This is a genomic window from Tsukamurella serpentis, from assembly GCF_054780975.1.
Genome location: NZ_BAAGVH010000002.1, coordinates 1,110,095 through 1,131,017 on the forward strand (window position 1 = coordinate 1,110,095; position 20,923 = coordinate 1,131,017).

General features: G+C 69.5%; 9 protein-coding genes. 2 read left to right on the top strand and 7 right to left on the bottom strand.

Going from position 1 to position 20,923, the window contains the following annotated elements:
* Window positions 1-71: 71 nt before the first annotated feature.
* Both ACYVHG_RS07780 and ACYVHG_RS07785 read right to left on the bottom strand, forming a co-directional pair.
* Window positions 72-911, bottom strand: a complete 840-nt coding sequence (locus tag ACYVHG_RS07780; RefSeq protein WP_461166826.1) for an ABC transporter permease — start codon at window positions 909-911, stop codon at window positions 72-74.
* Window positions 908-12,226, bottom strand: a complete 11,319-nt coding sequence (locus ACYVHG_RS07785) for an amino acid adenylation domain-containing protein (protein WP_461166827.1) — start codon at window positions 12,224-12,226, stop codon at window positions 908-910. Before ACYVHG_RS07785 ends, ACYVHG_RS07780 begins: the two co-directional genes overlap by 4 nt.
* Before the next feature lie 266 nt (window positions 12,227-12,492).
* Here ACYVHG_RS07785 and leuA point away from each other — a divergent pair, with 266 nt between their 5' ends.
* A complete protein-coding gene (gene leuA / locus ACYVHG_RS07790; RefSeq protein WP_461166828.1) occupies window positions 12,493-14,361 on the top strand; it encodes a 2-isopropylmalate synthase in 1,869 nt (622 codons plus the stop codon).
* A 75-nt stretch (window positions 14,362-14,436) separates the two neighbouring features.
* Here the strand turns inward: leuA and ACYVHG_RS07795 are convergent, their stop codons facing one another.
* The 4 genes from ACYVHG_RS07795 to ACYVHG_RS07810 form a co-directional block, all read right to left on the bottom strand.
* A complete protein-coding gene (locus ACYVHG_RS07795) occupies window positions 14,437-15,603 on the bottom strand; it encodes a globin domain-containing protein (protein ID WP_461166829.1) in 1,167 nt (388 codons plus the stop codon).
* Between the two features lie 98 nt (window positions 15,604-15,701).
* Entirely contained in the window at window positions 15,702-16,508 is an 807-nt protein-coding gene (locus tag ACYVHG_RS07800; protein ID WP_461166830.1) for an SDR family oxidoreductase, read from the bottom strand.
* A 10-nt stretch (window positions 16,509-16,518) separates the two neighbouring features.
* A complete protein-coding gene (locus ACYVHG_RS07805) occupies window positions 16,519-18,219 on the bottom strand; it encodes an FAD-binding dehydrogenase (RefSeq protein ID WP_461166831.1) in 1,701 nt (566 codons plus the stop codon).
* Window positions 18,220-18,308: 89 nt separating this feature from the next.
* The gene (locus ACYVHG_RS07810) at window positions 18,309-19,202 is read right to left on the bottom strand and encodes a LysR family transcriptional regulator (protein WP_461166832.1); all 894 of its coding nucleotides are present in this window, start codon (window positions 19,200-19,202) and stop codon (window positions 18,309-18,311) included.
* Between the two features lie 72 nt (window positions 19,203-19,274).
* On the opposite strand from ACYVHG_RS07810, the gene ACYVHG_RS07815 reads away from it, so the two are divergent.
* Complete coding sequence (locus ACYVHG_RS07815) at window positions 19,275-20,267, top strand: EamA family transporter (protein WP_461166833.1); 993 nt, start codon at window positions 19,275-19,277, stop codon at window positions 20,265-20,267.
* On the opposite strand, the gene ACYVHG_RS07820 is transcribed toward ACYVHG_RS07815, so the two are convergent.
* Window positions 20,154-20,897: a class I SAM-dependent methyltransferase gene (locus tag ACYVHG_RS07820; RefSeq protein WP_461166834.1), complete on the bottom strand. Its 744-nt coding sequence runs from the start codon at window positions 20,895-20,897 to the stop codon at window positions 20,154-20,156. The two genes, ACYVHG_RS07815 and ACYVHG_RS07820, sit on opposite strands and share 114 nt — an antisense overlap.
* Between the last annotated feature and the right edge of the window lie 26 nt (window positions 20,898-20,923).

Below are 20,923 nucleotides of genomic sequence, written 5' to 3' on the forward strand. Positions count from 1 at the left end.
CGGGTGGGTGGGACGGGAGCTACTCGTGGGTGGGTGGGACGGGAGCTACTCGTGGGTGGGTGGGACGGGAGCTAGTGGCGCAGGTACGCCCTTGCGGCGAGCGGGACGATGACCGCGATGATCAGCAGGGACGCGATCGCGGAGTACCCGGTCGCATGCTCGGAGGCCCAGTTGATCGGCTCGTTCATCTGTGGTTTCGGAGTGAGGGGGTTGCCGAAGGCCTCGCGCAGCGACCGCGCCATCGAGGTCACCGGGTTCCACGAGGCCAGGGCCCGCAGCGGAGCGGGCAGATCGCCCGAGGCGATGAACGCCGACGAGATGAACGCGATCGGGAACATCACGATCATCAGCGCGGCCTGCGCGGATTCCGGCGTCGACACCAGGAGGCCGATGAACGCACCGAGCCAGCTCATCGCGAACCCGAACAGCAGCAGCACTGCGAGCGAGCCGACCGCGTCGACCCAACTACCGCGCATCCGCCACCCGATGAGCAGGCCCACCACCAGCATCACGGCGATGCTGATCAGATTCACCAGCAGATCGGAGATGGTGCGGCCCACCATGATCGACAGTCGCGACATCGGCAGTGAGCAGAACCTGTCGATGATGCCGTTCTTCATGTCCGAGGCGACACCGATCGCGGTGGTCGCGGAGGCGAAGGCGACCGTCTGCACCAGGATCCCGGCGAGCAGGAACTCCCGGTACTGTGCGCCACCGGCTTCCCCGCCCAGGGTCGATCCGAAGACGTAGCTGAACAGCACCACGAACATGATCGGCTGCACGGTGGCGGCGAGCAGCAGCTGCGGGATCCGCACCAGCGTGGTGAGGTTCCGGCGAGTCATCACGGCGCAATCGCCGGCGAAGCCGCGCAGTGTCGACTCTCGTTCCTTCGGGAAGGTGATGGCGGTCATCGGCCGGTCTCCTCGTCCTTGGTCGCCTCTTCCCCGGTCAGGGCGAAGAAGACATCGTCGAGAGTGGCCTCGCGGATCATCGCCGACTCGGGCGAGATCCCGGCCTCCCGGAGGTCGTCGAGGACCGCGACCAGCTCGCGCCGGCCGTCCGCCACTCGTATCGCGCTCAGGCCCGAGGCCTCCCGGACGGCGGTACCGTCGATGGCGTGCCGTGCCAGGATCGGCCACGCGGTGACGCGATCGCTCTCCCGTAGTCCGATCTGGATCAGGTCCGCCGCAGCGGCGGCCTTGAGCTCGGGCACGGTGCCGGAGCGGATGATCCGTCCCTGGTCGATGATCGTGACCAGATCAGCCAGGATCTCCGCCTCGTCGAGGTACTGCGTGGTGAGCAGGACCGCGATGCCCTCGTCTCTGCTGAGACCGGCGATCACCTCCCAGACGTCCTTACGGCTGCGGGGGTCCAGGCCCGTGGTGGGCTCGTCGAGCACGACCAGGCGCGGGCGGGCGATGATCGCACCGGCCAGGTCGAGTCGGCGCCGCATACCACCGGAGTAGGTGCCGGCGCCGCGGTCGGCGGCCTCGGTGAGACGGAACCGGGTGAGCAGTTCCGCGGCCCGCGCTCGCGCCGATGATCTGCTGAATCCGTAGAGCCGGGCGAACATTTCGAGATTCTCCCGGCCGGTGAGGTTCTCATCGACCGCGGAGAACTGCCCGGAGAGACCGATGATCGACCGCGCTCGGCGCGGATTCGCCAGGGCGTCGACACCGTCGATCCGGACACTGCCCGCGGACGGCCGCAACAGGGTGGCGATGATCTTGACGGTGGTCGTCTTCCCGGCACCGTTCGGGCCCAGGAGTGCGTGCACCGTACCGGGGGCGATATCGAGGTCGATTCCGCTCAGCGCCCGTACCGCCTTCTTGCCGCGGCCGTACTCGCGGCTCAGTCCGCGCACGCTGACCAGCGGTTCCACCCGGCCGGCCGGTTCCGCCGCGGTGCTGATCGCCGCCGCACCGTTACCAGTGAGAAGGACGTTCATGGTCCGGGCGATCTCGTCGATCGCCGGGGTGGCACCGAGCCGGTTGTGTGTGGCCTCGATGTCGTGGACCTGCACCAGACCGGTGACGTACGGGCGCCACAACTGCGGGATGAGACCGCCGACGGGCTGCTGTGTGGCTCGGAAGACCAGCATGTCACCGTCGAACTCGCGGGGGCGGTGCGCGTACCCCAGGGCGGTGTTGTGCCGGTAGTTCGCCACGAGGCGTTCCATCTGACCGCGGGAGAGCTCGCGCGCGGGACCACCTGCGGCGACCAGCAGGTCCAGCGCGTCGTCGAGGCCGAGTTCCTGGTCCTGATCGATGTCGAGACCGACGAACTCGCTGAGCAGCGCCGCGAGCGACATCTCCTCACGTGGTCCGCGGTAGTCGTCGAGCGGGTAGGCGTCCATCAGGGCGAGGTTGACCTTCTCCCCCAGTTCCCGCAGTTCGACGGCCATCTCATGCGCGATCAGCCCACCCAGGCTCCACCCGAGCAGGTTGTACGGGCCGGTGGGCCGGGCGGTGCGGATGGAACGCACATAGCTGCGCGCGAGTTCCTTCACCGAATCCGCCGGTGGCATCGGGTAAGAGATGCCCGGCGCCTGCAACCCGATGATCGGGATGCTCGGGTCGAGTTCCCCGGCCAGTCCGAGGTAGTTCCAGGCCAGGCCGACGGCCGGGTGGATGCAGTACAGCGGGTCCACCCCGGGAGCACCCGCCCGCAGTTGAAGAATGGGATCGGTGATGGCAGTCGATGATTCGGTGCTCGCACCGGTGATGACCGCGGTGGTCACCACCTTCGCCGGGGCGCCGGAGATCCGGGCCGCGATCGCGGAGACCTTCGCGTCCTCGAAGAACCACCGGATGGTGGCGTCCTCGGCGCCGAACCGCTCGCGGAGCCGGTCGACGGCGATCGCGGCCTGCAGGGAGGTGCCGCCGACGGCGAAGAAGTCGTCGTCCTTACCCAGGCCCGCCCGCCCGAGGACATCGGCGAGGATCTCAGCGACGGCGCCCTCGACGTCCGGCGGCGCGACCGCACTCACCCCGACGACCGCACCGGACTGCGGCTGCGTTCCGGGACCGGCGGGCCCGAGCGCGGCGAAGTCGGTCTTCCCGTGCGGGGTGAGCGGGACCCGGTCGATCTGCTGGAACACCGCGGGAACCATGTGCCGCGGCAACCGGTCTCCCACATGGGTGCGCAGTTCGTCCGTCGTGACGGGCCGTTCGGCCACGTAGTAGGCGACCAGCCGGGCGGCGGCCTGTGCGGCGAGCGAGCCGTCGCCCCGGTCCACCACTACCACGCACTGACGCACTCCGGGATGGCTCTCGATCGCCGAGACCACCTCGCCGGGTTCCACCCGGAACCCCCGAACCTTGACCTGATCGTCGATGCGACCCACGAAATCGAGTTCGGGTTCACCGGTACCGGACTCGCGCCAGCGCACCAGATCACCGGTGCGGTACATCCGCTTGTAGCCCTCGCCCCGGTTGTAGGGATTGGCCACGAACCGGGATGCGGTCAGATCGGGGCGGTCCAGGTACCCCTGTGCCACACCGGGTCCCGCTACATACAGCTCTCCGACGGTGCCGGGCGCCACCAGGTTCAGCCGCTCGTCACAGATCATCAGTTGAGCATCGGCGACGGCACTGCCGATACCCACGTCGTCCGGGTCGACGGTGCCCATCGTCGCGGCGATGGTCACCTCAGTGGGGCCGTATGCGTTGATCAGGATCCGGCCCCTGGACCAGCGCCGGGCCAGCTCGGACTGCAGCACGTCACCGCCGACGCTCAGCGCCTCCAGCAGCGGCAGGTCGCGGTCGGGGATGGTCGCCAGAGCGGCCGGCGTGATGAAGGCGTGGGTCACGGCGTTCTCGGCCAGGAAGTCCCCGAGCGGGGATCCGCCGTACAGGGTCACCGGCGCCACCACCAGTTCGGCCCGTGACCAGGTCGCCAGCAGCAGTTCGAGGATCGAGGCGTCGAAACTCGGGGAGGCGAAGTGCAGTACCCGCGCCCCGGCGCCGACGGCGTGCTGCCGGACCAGCGTGTCGGCCATGGCCGCGAGACCGCGGTGCGGCACCACGACGCCCTTGGGCGCACCTGTCGACCCGGAGGTGTAGATCACGTACGCGGGATCGTCTGCGCCGATCACCGGGATCTCGGCGGACGGATGGTGCACCCGCGAGGTGCTCAGTTCCACCGGCACCCAGGACACCCCCGACGGCAGATCCGACTCGGCACCGCCACCGGCGCACAGGCCCAGCGCGGGCCGGGAATCGTCGACGATGTACTGGATGCGTTCGGCCGGGTAGTTCGGGTCCACCGGGATGTAGACCGCGCCGACTCTCGCGACGGCCCAGAACGCCACCACCGACGCCGCGGATCGTGGGATCGCCACGGCCACTCTGGTTCCCCGGTCCACGCCCAGTCCGGCCAATCGGTTCGCCAGGGCGGAGACGAGGGAGTCGAGCTCGGCGTAGGTCAGGTGCAGGTCACCGTCGCGCAGGGCCGGTCCGGCCGGGCGCTGGAGCACCGCACGGGCCAGGATCTCGGCCATGCCGTGCGGCTCGACGGTGGCCGCGGTCCGCTCGAACATCCGCTCCTCGTCGGCGGAGAGCACCGGCAGGTCGGCCACCGGGGTCTCGGGGGCGGCTACCCCGGCCTCCACCAGGCGCACGAGTCGTTTGACGATCCCCTCGGCGGTAACGGGGCGGTAGAGGTCGGTCCGGTAGCGCAGGTTGAACCGCAGCCCGTCCTCCACCTCGCGGACCTCGAAGACGGCATCGAAGGTGGTGCTCGCGGCGGCCAGCGGCAGCGCTTCGAGTTTGAGCGCACCGCCGCCACCCGCGCTGAGCACGCTGAGCGGATCGCCCAGGTTCTGGTGGCTGAGCATCACCTGGAAGACGGGGGTGCGGTCCCGGCTGCGGGGCGGCGCCAACGTCTCGATGACCCGCTCGAACGGGGCGGTGGCGTGCACCAGATCGTCGAGATCGCAGCTGCGGATCCGGTCGACCACGGCGTTGAAGCTCTCGGTGCCGTTCACCGCGGTCCGCAGGGCGACGGTGTTGACGAACATGCCGACCACGTCCCGCAGCCGGCGGTCGGTGCGGCCGATCACCGGGGTGCCCACCACCACGTCGCCGGACCCGTTGGCGCGGTGCAGCAGGGTCGCGAGCGCGGCGTGCAGCACCATGAACACCGAGACGCCGCGCTTCGCGGCGAAGTCCGCCAGAGCGGTCCGGTTCGCCGCGGGCATGACCACCGCGACCTCGGCGGCGTCAGTGGAACCGATCGTCGGGCGCGGGCCGTCCGCCGGGAAGGAGCTCTCCTCGGGCGATCCGGCCAGCCGGTCCGCGAAGTACTGGACGGCCCCGGCGTCCTTCTCGGCCTGGCCGCGTTGCCAGACCGCGTAATCGGCGTACTGCAGGGGCAACTCCGCCCATTGCGGTTCGGTGCCGGTGGTGCGGGCGAGGTAGGCGGTCATCAGATCACGGGTCAGCGGGACCACGGAGGCGCCGTCGGCGGCGATGTGGTGCACCGCGATCGCGAGCACCGCTCCGGTACCGGCCGGCGCCGTCATCACACGCAGCGGTAGGTCGGTGTCGAGCTCGAAGGGGCGCGCCACGAACTCGGCGATCGCGGTCCGCTGCCCCTCGGCGGTGGACGTGGCGGTCCCCGACTCGGACGCGAATCCTCTGACCGGCGCCGAGTCCGCGTCCAGGATCTGCTGGTACGGCCCCTCGACGGAGGACGGGTACCGGGTGCGCAGGCTCTCGTGCCGGCCGAGCACGTCGCGGAGGGCGGCGTCGAGTACACGCTTGTCGATCGGGCCGCCGGCCAGGAAGGCCGCCCCGATGTTGTACGTCGGTCCCGGGTCGATCTTGTTCTGCAACCACATCCGCTCCTGCGCTGACGACAGCGGCATCCGGTCGCCGCGCTGAACCCGTCCCAGGCCCTGCGCCTCGAGTGCGGAGTCTCCGACGATGCGGTCCGGGTCACCGATCAGAGCGGTGGCGATCGCGGCGGGGGTGCGCAGATCGAAGACGGCGCGGGCGTCGATCCCCTTGCCGATCAGGCCCACCAGTTCGTTCGCCGAGAGCGAGTTCCCACCGAGGTCGAAGAAGTCGTCGTCGACGCCGATCCGGTCGTTGCCGAGCACCTTGCGGAAGGCCTGGACGACCTTGTTCTCGGCAGGGGTGGTGGGCGCGGCACCCGCGTCACCGGTGCCGCCGAAACGCGGCTCGGGCAACTCCGCGGCATCGAGTTTGCCGGTACTGCCCATCGGCACCGTGTCCAGGATCATCACCGCGGCCGGGACCATGAATCCGGGCAACCGGGGGCGCACGTACGCGCGGACCGCAGCCGGGTCGACGTCGCCCTTGACGAAGGCGACCAGGGCGGGCGCCCCATCGGGGCCGGGGCGCACCTGGGTGGTGGCGAACTCGATCCCTGGCATGGCACCGATGGTGGCGTCGATCTCTCCGAGTTCGATCCGGATGCCGCGGATCTTCACCTGGAAGTCGTTGCGGCCGATGAACTCCACCACTGGACGGCCGGCGGGGTTACGGGTCCAGCGGACGATGTCGCCGGTGCGGTACATGCGCTCCCCGGGATCGCCGTACGGGCTCGCGACGAACCGTTCGGCGGTCAGCTGCGGCCGGCGGTGGTACCCCCTGGCCAATTGCGGTCCGAGCACGTACAGCTCACCGGGCATACCCACCGGCACCGGGCGCAACGCCTCGTCGAGAACCAGGAGCCCCTGACCACGGACCGGTCCGCCGATGGACACCCGTCCGTCATCGGTGAGCGCGTCCGAGATGGCCGTCATGATGGTGGTCTCGGTGGGACCGTACCCGTTGTGCAGGCTCCGCCCGTGCCGCCACCGAGCTGCCAGGCCAGGCCCGAGGGCCTCGCCGCCGACCAGCAGGTGCCGCCATCCGGGAACGGCGTCCGGGCTCATCGTGGCAAGCGTGGATGGCGTCAGGAAGCCGTGCGTCACACCGTGATCGGCGATGATCCGCTCCAGTTCCCGGCCGCCGGTGGTACCCGGGGGCACCACCACCAGCGGTGCACCCACCCGGATCGCGAGCAGGTGTTCGAGGACGGTGGCGTCGAAGGCGGTGGAGGCGAAGGCCATCACCCGGGTGTCGGCACCGGTGTGCAGACGTTCGTGCAACTCCTCGGCGAAGTTGCCGAGACCGCGGTGCGTGACGACGGTTCCCTTGGGCCGGCCGGTCGATCCCGAGGTGTAGATGACGTACGCGGCGTCGTCGAGGCCGGGCACGATCTGCGGGTCGTAGCCGTCACCGTCGAGCCCGTCCATCGCCACCCAGGAGATGCCGGCCGCGCCGGTTCCGGTCGCGGTGACCCCGACCCGGGCCCCGATGTCGTCTGCGATGTAGTCACGGCGATCCCGCGGGTACGCGGGATCCACCGGCGCGACCGCGGCCCCGGCCAGGGTGATTCCCCAGAAGGCGGTGATCGACTCGGCCGACCGCGGCAGGTCGGTCAGGACCGCCTCACCGGGCCGCGAGCCCGCGGCGATCACCGCGGCGGCCACCTTGCGGGCCTCGGAGTACAACTCGCGGTAGGTCAGGACCCGCTCACCGTCGATGACGGCGGGCCGTCCACCGTAGGTCCGCGCGGCTTCGCGCATGAGCCGTCCGAGCGGTGCCCGGAAATCGGCCCGCTCTCCGCGCACCGGGGTGAGCTCGGCCAGCCGCTCCGCGGACATGATCGGCAGGTCCCCGATCCGGGTGAGCGGATCCACGCCGACTGCGGTGAGTACCGAGACCAGGGCGTCGAGGATCGACTCGGCCTGCTCGCCGCGGTACAGCTCGCTGGCGTAGCGCAATTCGATCGAACCATCGCCGCCGATCGTGACCTCGATGTCGAATCGCGCGATGGGCACGTCGACGGGCACCACCTCGACGTCGATCCCGGCCATCGGGAACTGCTGGGTGTCGAACGGTCGCTGGTTCAGCATCACCTGGAAGATCGGGTGCCGTCCGGCGGCACGCGGCGGGTCCACCAGTTCCAGTACCGATTCGAAGGGCAGATCCGAGTGATCGAGGGCGTCGAGGTCGCCGCGGCTGACCTCGGTGAGGTGATCGGCGAAGGACTGCTCGTCGGTGGTCCGGGTGCGCAGCGGAATCGAATTGACGAACATGCCGACAAGACCGTCGAGTTCGGCCTCGCCCCGGCCGGCGACCGCCGTGCCCACCACGAGATCGCTCTGCCCGGACAGCCGCGAAACAGCCGCTGCGAGGGCCGCATGCACCACGATGAACGGGGTGGTGGTGTACCCGCGCGCGAGTTCGGCGACTCCTGCCCACACCTCGGGCGAGACCCTGGTCTCGATCGACTCGGCCGCCGAGACCACTCCACCGGAACGTGGAACCGCGGACGGGGGAACGGATTCCGCCGGCGGATCGGCCAGAGTCTCGGACCAGAACCCGTCCAGCGCCTGCCGCGGAGCACCGGTCAGGCGGTGCTTGTAGGAGCGGGCGTGCTCGGTGTACGTGCGGGGCAACGGCGGGAAGCTCGGCGGCCGCCCCTGGGCCCGGGCCGCGTACGCGGTCGCGAAGTCGCCTGCCAGCGGAATCATCGACCAGCCGTCGGCGGCGATGTGATGGATCACCAGCACCAGCACCTGGTGCCGCGCCGCCACCTGGTAGAGCCGGGCCCGGATCGGGACGTCGGCGGCGAGATCGAAGGGTTCCGCGGCGTACTCGGTGGCAGCCGCCGTCAACTCGTCCAGGGCGACGGTGCGCTCGGTGAACGGGACCAGGTTCGGACCGGCGGGCAGCACCTGCACCTCGGGTTCTCCGGCTGTGGGACCGTTGCGATAGACGGTGCGCAGCGGAGTGTGACGCGCGACCACATCGCCGAGCGCCAGCCGCATGGCGGAGGCGTCCACCTCTCCACGCAGGTGCAGAGCAACCGGAATGTGGTACGAGCCGTCCGGACTGACACGGTTGCGTACCCACATCTGGTGCTGCGCCGGAAGCAGCTCCGCCGCTTCCTCGGGGTCCGGTGGCGACGGGAGGCCCGGGTCCTGCCGGACGGTGGTCTCGACGGTATCGGAGCCGGCGGCGCCGGGGTCAGCAGCACCGGCAGCGGCGAGACCGGGGGCCGGTGCGGCTCCGGGTACCGAGGGGGCAGCTCCACCGAGGGCTGCGGCCAGCCCCGCGACCGTGGGGTGGGCGAAGACCTTCGCCACGCTGACCCGAGTGCCGGTCGCCGACCCGATCCTCGCCGCGATCCGGGTGGCGGACAGTGAGTTACCACCCAGGTCGAACAGACTGGTGGACACATCGAGGCGATCGAGCCGGACACCAGGGATCACCTCCGCGAAGGCCTCCGCGACCAGTTCCTCGGTCTCGGTCTGCGGTCCACGCCCGGACCCCACAGAGACCGAGGTGCGCTCGGGCTGCGGTAGCCGGGTGTGATCGACCTTGCCGTTCACGGTGAGCGGGAAGCCGTCCAGCGTGACGATGTGCGCCGGGACCATGTAGGCGGGCAGTTCCGCTGCCACGGCGGTGGAGATCTCCTCCGCCGTGGCGGTTCCGGTCACATAGGTCACCAGTTCGGCGGTGGCGCTGTCGTCACCGCTCACCACGGTGATCGCGCGCTCGGTGCCGGCGACTCGCATCACGGCGGAATCGATCTCACCCAGCTCGATACGGAAACCGCGCAGTTTGACCTGTGAGTCGATCCGGCCCAGGAACTCCAGTGCACCGCCTTGGTCCCAGCGCACGAGATCACCGGTGCGGTACATCCGGGTGCCGTCCGCGGTGAACGGATCGGCGACGAACCGCTCGGAGGTCCGGCGCGGATCGCCGTGATAGCCGCGCGCCACACCCGGCCCGGAGACGTACAGCTCACCGGGTACCCCGGCGGGCGCCGGCCGCAGATGCGGATCGAGCACGTAGAGCCGGGTGCCGGGGATCGGGCCACCGAGTCGGACCGGCCCGCCGGGACGCATCCGGCCGAGAGTGACGGCGATCGTGGTCTCCGTGGGACCGTAGACGTTGACCAGGGTGCGGCCGCCGGCCCAGGTCTCGAGCAGCGCCCGCGGCACCGTGTCTCCACCGACACCCAGGCCGGTCAGGGCCGGCAGCCGCTCGGCATCGAGAGTGGCCAGCGCGGCGGGCGTGATGAATCCACCGGTCACTCCCGAGTCGGCGAGCACCTCGCAGAGTTCCTCGCCGCCGTACACGTCCGGCGGCACCACGACCAGGGTGGCCGCGGTCTTCACCGCCATGAGCAGCTCCAGCACGGAGGCGTCGAATCCCGGTGAGACGAAGTGCATCACCCGTGATTCACCGGTCAGGCCGTGCGAGCTGACCAGTTCCGCCGCGAGACCGGAGAGCCCGCGATGGGTCACGCTCACACCCTTGGGCCGGCCGGTGGATCCCGAGGTGAAGATCAGGTACGCCGGGTGGTCGAGATCGATTTCAGGCCACTGCAGTTCACTGCCCGTCTGGTGCGCGCCCGGCCCCCACACCCGTGCCAGATCAGCGGGCGTCAAGGTGGCCACCGGGTCCGCGGCCTCGGTGATATGCGCGGCGCGCTCGTCCGGCAGCTTCGGATCGATCGGTACGAACGCGGCTCCGGTCTTGGTGGCCGCCCAGACCGCGATCACCGATTCCAGCGAGCGCGGGATGCGCAGCGCCACCTGGCGTTCCGGGGCGGCGCCGAGTGTGATCAGATACCTGGCCAGGCGGTCGCTGTACCGGTCCAGCTCACCGTAGGTGATGCTGCGGTCACCGTCGGCCACGGCCACCCGATCGGGGTGCGCGGCGGCCGCAGCGCGCAGCAGCGCGGGCATCGGGACCGACGGCGCCTCGGCCTGGGGGGCGTCGTCGTGGGCGCCGGCGAAGCGCAGCCACTGCGCGTGTTCGGCGGCGGTGGCCACCGTGAGCGCGGAGAGCAGAGTGTCACCGGAGACGGCGGCGAACCTCTCCAGGTACTCCATGAACCGCTCGTAGTGCCCGTCCAGGCCGGTGGCCGTGTGGGTGGCCGGGTTGGCCTCCATGTCGATCCGCAGTGCACCCTGTTCGGACTCGTAGACGGTGACCGCGATGTCTTCGGCGGGGCCGGAGGTGAGCAGGTTCAGCGTGCCGGCGGCCTCCCCGAGGGTGATCGACGACGAGAACATCATGATGTTGATGGCGTCACCGAAGGTGGAGCCCACCACACCCTCACGCAGTACCGGCGCGGCCATCCGTGCGGCCGGGTACAGCTGGTGTCGCAGCCCGTTACGCAGGTCCAGGCCGGTTCCGTCGATCACGTCCGAGACGGTGGCGCCGAGCCCCGCGTGCACCGGGATGGGCAGCACGTTGGCGGTCATACCGGTTGATCCGCGCAGCGCAGCGGTGGTGCGCGCGGCGACCGGCACCGCCAGCGAGATGCGCTCGCGCCCGGAGACGGCGGCGACGTAGGCACCGAAGGCGGCGATCACCAGGCCGGTGCGGTTGGTCCCCAGCCGCTCCGCCGCGGCCTCCAGCCGGGCTCCGGCGGCCGCACTGGGAACGCCGTTGCGGCGCAGGTTGAGCGGCGACGGTCCGGCCACCGTCCGGGCCAGGCCGGAGGCTTCGGGCAGCGCCCGGACCACCTCGGCCCAGTACTCGGCGTCACCGTCGGCACGGGCCGAGGCCGTGTACTTCTGTTCTGCGGCCACGAAGCCCTCGGGGGCCAGCGGTTTCGGCTTGAGCGCCGGCGCTTCGGTACCGGTGATACGAGCGGTGTAGAGCTCGGCGACCCGACGCTGCAGGATCGAAGCGCCGTAGCCGTCGATGATCACGTGATGCGCGCGGGCGTACCAGAGCCAGCGGTCGTCGGACACCGGGATGAGCCGGTTGACGATCAGATCGTCGGTCGCGAGATCCAGTGGGCTGGAGTACTCGGCCCGCATCCACTCGACGGCCACGGCGATCCGCTCGTCCTCGGGGAGGTCCGCCAGACCCAGGTCGACCACCTCGGCGGAGGGGTCGATGGTCGCGTCGACGCGCTGCATCGGGGTGCCGGACTCATCGACGTCGATGCGCAGGTACGGGGAGACGAACTCATCGGCGGCCTGGCGGGTAGCCGCACGCAGCACCTCCACGTCGAACGGCCCACGGATGTCGACGTACTGAGCGACGGTGTAGGCGACGTCGGGGGCCACCTGCTGACTGAGCCACATTCCGTACTGCGCGCCCGTCAATGAGTGCGTGAGCTGCACCTGCTCCACCAAGGTCTCCTCCGGATCGCCGCCGCAACCGAACAACCGTTGCAATCGCAAGATTGTACGGAATCGCCCGTTGAGATCGCAACACCGGAGCGGTCCGCTTCCCTGTTCCCGGCAAGGTGCGCTACATTCGACCCGTGCAGCGGCGCGCCCTTCTTCTCGGTTGCCGCGGCGGGGCCTGATCCAGACCGGCTCCCCGTCGCGGGTTGAGCCGTGCACACGCGGCAGCGCCGGTCGAGAAACTCCCGGCCTCCCGACGGCCGATCTCGTCCCTGCCAGCCACTGGGGCGTCCCGAGAAAGTAGCCTCTACATCATGAGCCCTGCAGCCGATTCCTATACCTCCGGCGTATCGAAGATCATCGCTCCCGCAGGTCCCCGCAACCCGGGGCAGCCGACGTGGAACGCGCAGCGCGGAAGCGCCATGCCCGCACACCGCTACCGGTCGTTCGCCGACGAGGTCGAGCGCATCGACCTCCCCGACCGCACCTGGCCGGACAAGGTCGCCACCACCGCCCCGCTGTGGTGCGCCGTGGACCTTCGTGACGGCAACCAGGCCCTGATCGACCCGATGAGCCCCGCCCGCAAGCGCCGCATGTTCGACCTGCTGGTGCGCATGGGCTACAAGGAGATCGAGGTCGGCTTCCCGTCGGCCAGCCAGACCGACTTCGATTTCGTGCGCGAGATCATCGAGGACGGCGCCATCCCGGACGACGTCACCATTCAGGTGCTGGTGCAGTGCCGCGACGAGTTGATCGAGCGCACGTTCGAGGCCTGTCAGGGCGCTAAGAGCGTGATCGTGCACTTCTACAACTCCACCTCGGTGCTGCAGCGCCGGGTGGTGTTCCGCGCCGATAAGGCGGCGATCAAGAAGATCGCGACCGACGCCGCGCACAAGGTGCTCGAGGAGCAGAAGAAGTACCCGGACACGCAGTGGCGCTACGAGTACTCACCGGAGTCGTACACCGGCACCGAGCTCACCTTCGCGAAGGAGGTGTGCGATGCGGTCACCGAGATCATCGCGCCGACGCCCGAGAACCCGATCATCCTGAACCTGCCGGCCACCGTCGAAATGGCCACGCCCAACGTGTACGCCGATTCGATCGAGTGGATGCACCGGAACCTGGCCCGCCGGGACAGCGTCATCCTGTCCCTGCACCCGCACAACGACCGCGGCGAGGGCGTGGCCGCCGCCGAGCTCGGGTACCTGGCCGGCGCCGACCGGATCGAGGGCTGCCTGTTCGGTAACGGCGAGCGCACCGGAAACGTCTGCCTGGTGACCCTGGGCCTGAACCTGTACAGCCGCGGTGTCGATCCGCAGATCAACTTCGCCGATATCGACGAGATCCGGCGCACGGTCGAGTACTGCAACCAGTTGCCGGTACCCGAGCGCCACCCGTACGGCGGCGACCTGGTGTACACCGCGTTCTCCGGCAGCCACCAGGACGCGATCAACAAGGGGCTCGATCAGATGAAGATCGACGCCGATGAGGCCGATAAGGACGTGGACGACATCGTCTGGCAGGTGCCCTACCTGCCGATCGACCCGAAGGACGTGGGCCGCAACTACGAGGCCGTGATCCGGGTGAACAGCCAGTCCGGCAAGGGTGGCGTCGCCTACATCATGAAGTCGGATCACGGCCTGCAACTGCCGCGGCGCCTGCAGATCGAGTTCAGCCAGTCGGTGCAGAAGATCACCGACGGCGAGGGCGGTGAAGTGACGCCGAAACAGATGTGGGACGTCTTCTCGGGCGAGTACATCGATCCGATCCGCCCGCTGGAGCGGATGCGCCAGAAGGTCACCGCGTCCGAGGTCGACGGTGGCGTTGACCGCATCGACGCGGTGGTCAAGGTCGACGGCAAGGAGCAGGAGATCTCCGGCGAGGGCAACGGCCCGCTGGCGGCCTTCGTCGACGCCATCGGCACGGTCGGGTTCGAGGTGCGCGTACTGGACTACAGCGAGCACGCCCTGTCCGCGGGCGACGACGCGCAGGCCGCCGCCTACGTCGAGGCCATCGTGCGCGTCGGCGACGAGGACCGCACCGTCTGGGGCGTGGGTATCGCACCGTCGATCACCACAGCCTCCCTGCGCGCCGTGGTCTCGGCGGTCAACCGGGCGCACGGAAGCATGCGGTCGGCCGAGGAGGCCGTCGGCGAGGCCTCCACGCGGACCTGGGCGCCGTAGCCCGCAGGACTCAGCTGAAGTCCCCGCCCGCCCGTGGATCTCACGAGGCGGGCGGGGACTTCTGTTGCAGCCGTTCTACACCGACGGGGTGAACGCCTCGAACCACACGCGCTCCCGCGGGATGCCCGCGCGCTCGAACTGGTCTGCGGCTGCGGACATGAACGGCAGCGGACCGCACAGGTAGACGTTCGGCTGATCCGGCAGACGCACCTCGTTCACGTCGATGCGACCCGGGGACTCACCGTCTGACAGCGGATACCCCTGCGGGAGTTCGTCGTACCAGGTGTGCTGCACTGCTCCGGGAATCCGGGCGACGATGTCGGCGAGCTCCGCACGGTGCGCGTGCGTCGCACGGGTGCGATCGGCGTGCAGCACGACCACGTCACGGCCGGCCCCCTCCTCGGCGAGGTGGTACAGCATCCCGAGCACCGGGGTGATGCCGATTCCCGCGGAGACGAGCACCAGTGGAGTGGCCGGGTCGCTGTCGAGCACGATGTCACCGAAGGGCGGTGAGACCTGCAGGTGCGTGCCCTCGAAGGCGTACTCGTGCAGGTGCGACGAGACCTCTCCGTCGCGCCGGACGCCGATCCGCCAGCGCCCCTTCCCAGCGCCGGACAGACTGTACTGGCGGATCTGGCGGGCACCGTCGGGGAGCACCACCGCAACCGAGATGTACTGTCCCGGCTTGAAATCCGGCAGCGGAGCACCGGACGGGTCGGCGAGGACGAGGGCCACGGTGTGCGGGCTCTGCTGCTGGCGTTCGGCGACGACCACGGTGCGCCACACCGTCTCCGGGGTGATCTCCGCGGCCTCGTAGAGCCCCTTCTCCAGGGCGATCAGCTCGTCGGCGAACTGCCAGTACAGTGCCGTCCAGGCGTCGGCGACCTCCGGAGTGACCGCGGCGCCGAGCACCTGCGCGATGGCCGCGAACAGGTTCTCGTAGACGATCGGGTACTGATCGGGGGCCACACCGAGGGAGGCGTGCTTGTGCGCGACACGCTCGAGCATCGATCGGGCCGAGACCTCGTCGTCGACGACGGAGGTGGCGTACATCGCGATCGACGCGGCCAGCGAGCGCTGCTGCGCGCCCACCGCTTGATTACCGCGATTGAACAGGTCGCGTTCGAGCTCGGGATGGGCGTCGAACATCCTCCGGTAGAAGATCGGGGTGATCTCGTTGATCGCGCCTCCCACGGCGGGCAGGGTGTCGGCGATGACGGTGCGCTGGGCATCGGTGAGCATGGGGCATCGGTCCTCGGCTGAAGGAATGGGCTACCTACGACGATATGTAGTAGATTCCTGTTTCCACCAGGGACCGATGTCCCGACGGCCCGGGACGCCTATCGCCTCAGTCCGTGACGCCTGGCGACGATCGCCGAGATCGCCTCCACCGGCAGCAGCCGCTTGAGCAGGAACACGACCGGGGCATTGCTGCCCACGGCGTAGAACTCACGGGGCCTATCCGCTTCGATCGCCCTGACGATGACCTCCGCCACCCCAGCCGGGCTGATACCGGCTCGCTCGTTGGCGTCGAGGCGTTCGATCATGGTCTCGAAGTCACTGCGGTACACCGAATCGTCGGCCACGTACTTGGTTCGTCGCTCCCCGATCCCGGTTGCGATCGAACCGGGCTCGACGGTGCACACCCACACCCCGAAGGGTGAGAGCTCCTGCCGCGCAGCTGCCGCGAAACCCTTCAGTGCGGCCTTCGCCGCCACATACGAACCGCGGTAGGCGAGCGGGAAACTGGCGAGCATGGAGCCGACCATCACCACCCGCCCGTAACCGTCGCGCCGCATCTGCGGGAGCAGCTTCTGCGTGAGCTGGACGGCGCCGAAGACGTTGGTCTGGAACAGCCTGTCGATGGCGTCGGCGGGCAGTTCCTCCAGTGCGCCGGACTGGCTCTCACCGGCGTTGTTGACCACGATGTCGACACCGCCCGCAGCGGCGGCGCAGCGCTCGATCGACTCCCTGCTGGAGAGGTCCAGCGCCAGGTACTCGACACCGGCGATCCGCTTCTCGGCGGGTACGGTGTCCGGATTCCGACTGGTACCCAGAACCCGGTACCCCTTCTGCGCCAGCAGCTTCGCCGTCTCGTAGCCGATTCCCGACGAGGCCCCGGTCACCAGGGCCGTACGTCCACTCATGTTCGATCTCCTAGATCCGTCGATCGGTCGCGCTCGCGGCGGCGCGGCCTGCTTTCATTCCGGAGAAGATGCACCCACCCAGGAAGGTTCCCTCCAGCGCGTTGTACCCGTGCACACCCCCGCCGCCGAAACCCGCGACCTCGCCGGCCGCGTACAGGCCGGGCACCGGATCACCGTCGGCGGACAGCACGCGCGCCGACAGATCCGTCTCGAGTCCACCGAGCGTCTTGCGGGAGAGGATGTTCAACCGGACTGCGATCAGCGGTCCGTGCTCGGGATCGAGGATGCGGTGCGGTTTCGCGACGCGGACGATCCTGTCTCCCCGGTACGAGCGGGCGTTGTGCATCGCCTGCAGCTGCGCGTCCTTGCCGAATCCGTTGGCCACCTCACGATCCCGGGCCAGGATCTGCCGGCGCAGGTGATCGAGTTCGATCGTGCCGCCGCGCCCGATCCGGTTCATTCCGGCGACCAGTTCTTCGAGGGTGTCGGCCACCACGAAGTCCTCGCCGCGCTGTTTGAAAGCCTCGACGGGGCCCGGGGCACCGCTCGAGGTCACCCGGCCGAGTGCCAGCCGGTAGTCCTTCTCGGTGATGTCCGGGTTCTGCTCCGATCCCGAGAGTGCGAACTCCTTCTCGATGATCGTCTCGGTGAGCACGAACCACGAGTAGTCGTACCCGGTGTCGAGGATCGCCTTCATCGTGGAGTTCGTATCGAATCCCGGGAAGTTCGGCGCGGGGAAACGATGACCGTTGGCGTCGAACCACATCGATGACGGGCCTGGGATGATCCGGATGGCGTGGTCGGGCCAGATCGGATTCCAGTTGTGGACGCCCTCCGTGTAGGCCCACACCCGGTCGCGGCCCACGACGTTCGCGCCGGCTCGCTCCGAGATGCCGAGCATCCGGCCGTCCACGTACGCGGGCACACCGGCGATCATGTGGTCCGGGAACGGCCCCAGACGTTCGGTCGGCCAGTACTTGCGCATGAGATCGAAGTCGTGGCCGATGCCGCCCGAGGTGACCAGAACCGCGGGGGCACGGTACTCGAAGTCACCCACGATCGCGCGGCTGCTGGCGACGCCGCGTTCGAGGTCGGTGGGTTCGAGCTTCGCGCCCCGCACGCCGATCACGCCGCCGTCCGCGTCGCGCAGCAGCTCGTCCACCCGGTGACGGAAGGCGAAGCGGACCAGTCCCTGCTGCTCGGCGCGCTCGACCGGCTCGCGGAAGACGCGTACCACCTCCGGCCCGGTTCCCCAGGTGAGGTGGAAGCGAGGCACAGAATTGCCGTGCCCGTCCGCAGAGCCACCACCGCGTTCCGCCCAGCCGACCACCGGCGTCACCCGCAGCCCGAGGCGGCGCAGGTACTCCCGCTTGCGGTGGGTTGCGAACTCGACGTACGCCCGTGCCCATGTGCGCGGCCAGTGGTCCTCCTCACGGTCGAAGGCCGCCGAACCCATCCAGTCCTGCAGGGCCAGCTCGTACGAGTCCTTGATGCCGAGGCGTCGCTGTTCGGGAGAATCCACGAAGAACAGACCGCCGAGGCTCCAGAATGCCTGGCCGCCGAGATTGTTCCGGTTCTCCTGGTCCAGGATCAGCACGCGGCGACCCACCCGGGAGAGCTCGTAGGCGGCCACCAGGCCAGCCAGCCCGGCGCCCACCACGATCGCGTCGGGGGTGAAATCTCCTGGCACCGTCGAACTCCGCTCGACCATCGCGTTCACCTTTCCAGACCTCCAGCACTCGGTGTCATTGTCTCATTTGTCGCTTTCCGCTCGGGGCGTCACCTCAGCCGCCGCGTCCGCTACTGCGCGACCGCGGCGACCTCCTCGTCGAGCGCCCGGAGAACGGCGGCCACACCCGGGCGCTGGTGCGCGCCCGGCCGGGTGGCGACCTCCAGGATGCGTGCTGCGCGCACCCCGGCGATCTCCAATCCGTGCACCCCCGCGTTGGTGACCGCGTGCCGGGCGATCAGAGCCACCCCGTGTCCGGCGGCGACCAAAGCCTCGATGGTGTGGAAGTCGTTGATTCGCTGCACCACCCGCGGCTGCACCCCGGTGAGCGTGGCCAGCGAGCGGAGCACGTCGTCCACCGGGAAGCCGTCGCGCACGCTGATCCAGTCCAGATCGGCGAGCTGGGACGCCTCCACCCGGCCACCGGCGGCGAGCGGATGCCCGACCGGGACCACCAGATCGATCGGCTCCCGCATCAGCACCCGGGAGGCGATCCGCGGACCACCCAGCGGTGCGGCCCGCTCGTCACGGTGGGTGACCACCACATCGGCGTCGGCCATCATCGCGGCGAGTTCGGTGCCGGGCAGGTCGACGTCGGCGGCCACCACGCGCACTCCGGCCTCGGCGGCGCGGCGAAGCACTCCCGGCAGCAGCAGCTCGGCGGCGGAGGGGAACATCGTCAGGCGCACTGTGCCGGTGGGTGTGCGACGGTAGTGGTCCATCTCCGCGTGCGCGCGGTCCAATTCGCCGAGCACCGACTCCGCGCGCACCACCAGCGCCGCACCGGCATCGGTGATCCTCACCCGGCGGCCATCGGGTTCGAGCAGATCCACACCGGCTTCCCGGGCCAGCACCTTGAGCTGCTGGGACACCGCCGACGGGGTCATGTCCATCGCGCGGGCGGTCGCTGCGACGGTGCCGCGGTCGGCGAGCTCTCGCAGGATCCGTAGACGATGCACGTCCATGTAGGAAGGCTACATCTTCAATCAAGAAGTATTCGATTGTTCTTCTGTTCCTCGGGCAGCACAGTGGACCGCATGAGCCCACGTCACCGTCTGGTCGCCCTCCTCGTGGTCGTGCTGTGGGGGTTGAACTTCCTCGCGATCCGCTACGGCCTCGACTACTTCCCACCGCTGTTCCTGGGCGCGCTGCGATTCCTCGTGCTGGCCCTTCCGGTGGTGTTGTTCCTGCGGCCGCCGAAGGGCCCGGCGAAGTGGCTGGTGCTCTACGGGGTGGGCTCGGGGACCTTCCAGTTCGGCCTGTTGTTCACCGCGATGCACATCGGGATGCCCACCGGGCTGGCCTCACTGGTGCTGCAGTCGTCCGCGCCGTTCACCGTGCTGCTCGGTGCGATCCTGCTCCACGAGAAGCTCGCGGTCCGGCAGGTCACCGGGATCGCGATCGCGCTCGCCGGGATGGGTTTGATCATCGCCGACCGCGCCGACGCTGCGTCCGGAGTCGGCGTCCTCGGTGTGATCCTCACCCTGATGGGCGGCCTGAGCTGGGCCTTCGGCAATATCGGGCAGCGGCTCGCGGCACCGTCGGAGCCCTTCCGTTTCACCCTGTGGATGTCGGTGATCCCGCCGCTGCCGCTGCTGGCTCTCAGCGCCGTGATCGAGGGACCGACCACCGGATGGCGCGCGCTCGTGCACAGTCTCGACGGCAACGCGGGGCGTATGGCACTGCTCGGCGTGGCGTACATCGCGATCCTGAGCACCATCGTCGGATACGGGCTGTGGGGTGCGCTGATGGCCCGGTACCCGGCGTCGACGGTGGCTCCGGCGACGCTGCTGGTGCCGGTGGTGGGGATCGCGGCGAGCGCGCTGGTGCTCGGTGAGCGTCCGAGTGCCCTGGCGCTGGCCGGAGCAGCGACGGTGATCGCCGGCTGCCTGCTGGGAGTGTTGCGGAGCCCGGCCCTACCGGCTCGCGATGAGCGCGATGGTGGAGGCCGCGAGCTCGACGTCACCGCCGCCGATGACCTCGGCGAGCGCGGCGCGCAGGCCGGCGCGGCGCTCGGCGGGAAGGGTTGAGTGCGCCGAGTAGGTGAAGATCAGATCCAGCCAGCGATCCGCCGGTTGAGTCTCGGTCCAGGCGTCCTCGCGCTGGGGCACGGTGAACCCGGCCCGCTCGAACCGTTCCCGCAGCTCCGTCAGCGCGAAATCGGCATGGGTGGGATCGGAACTGACCGCGTCGACGTCGACGTAGTCCGGGCTCGCCGCCCGCAGCGCGTCGTTCGAGGGCCGGCTCGGGCGCAGCTTGTTCCACAGCAGGACCACCCGGCCGCCGGGGTTCAACAGGCCGGCCAGGCGCCCGAGTGCGGCCTGCGCGTCGACCCAATGGAAGGACTGGCCGAACGTGATCAGGTCGAAGGTGCGGTCGCGCGAGTCCCATTCCTCGAAGGTCGCGACCTCACAATCGACTCCGCCGCGCCGGGTGAGCTCGGCCATCGCGGCGTCGGGTTCCACCGCGAGCACCCGCAACCCCCGGTCGGTGAGCTGCCGGGACAGGATTCCGGTGCCGGCTCCGATGTCCGCCGCGCTGGTCCCGATGGTGATCGCATCGAGGGTCACGTCGCTGTAGCGGGGCCGTAGCCGGTCGTAGTCGTCGGCGATCTCACCGAACGACAGCGCTCGCCGCCGGTCCTGGTGCAATTCGGGCATGAATCCAGGGTAGTGCCGGGTGCCCT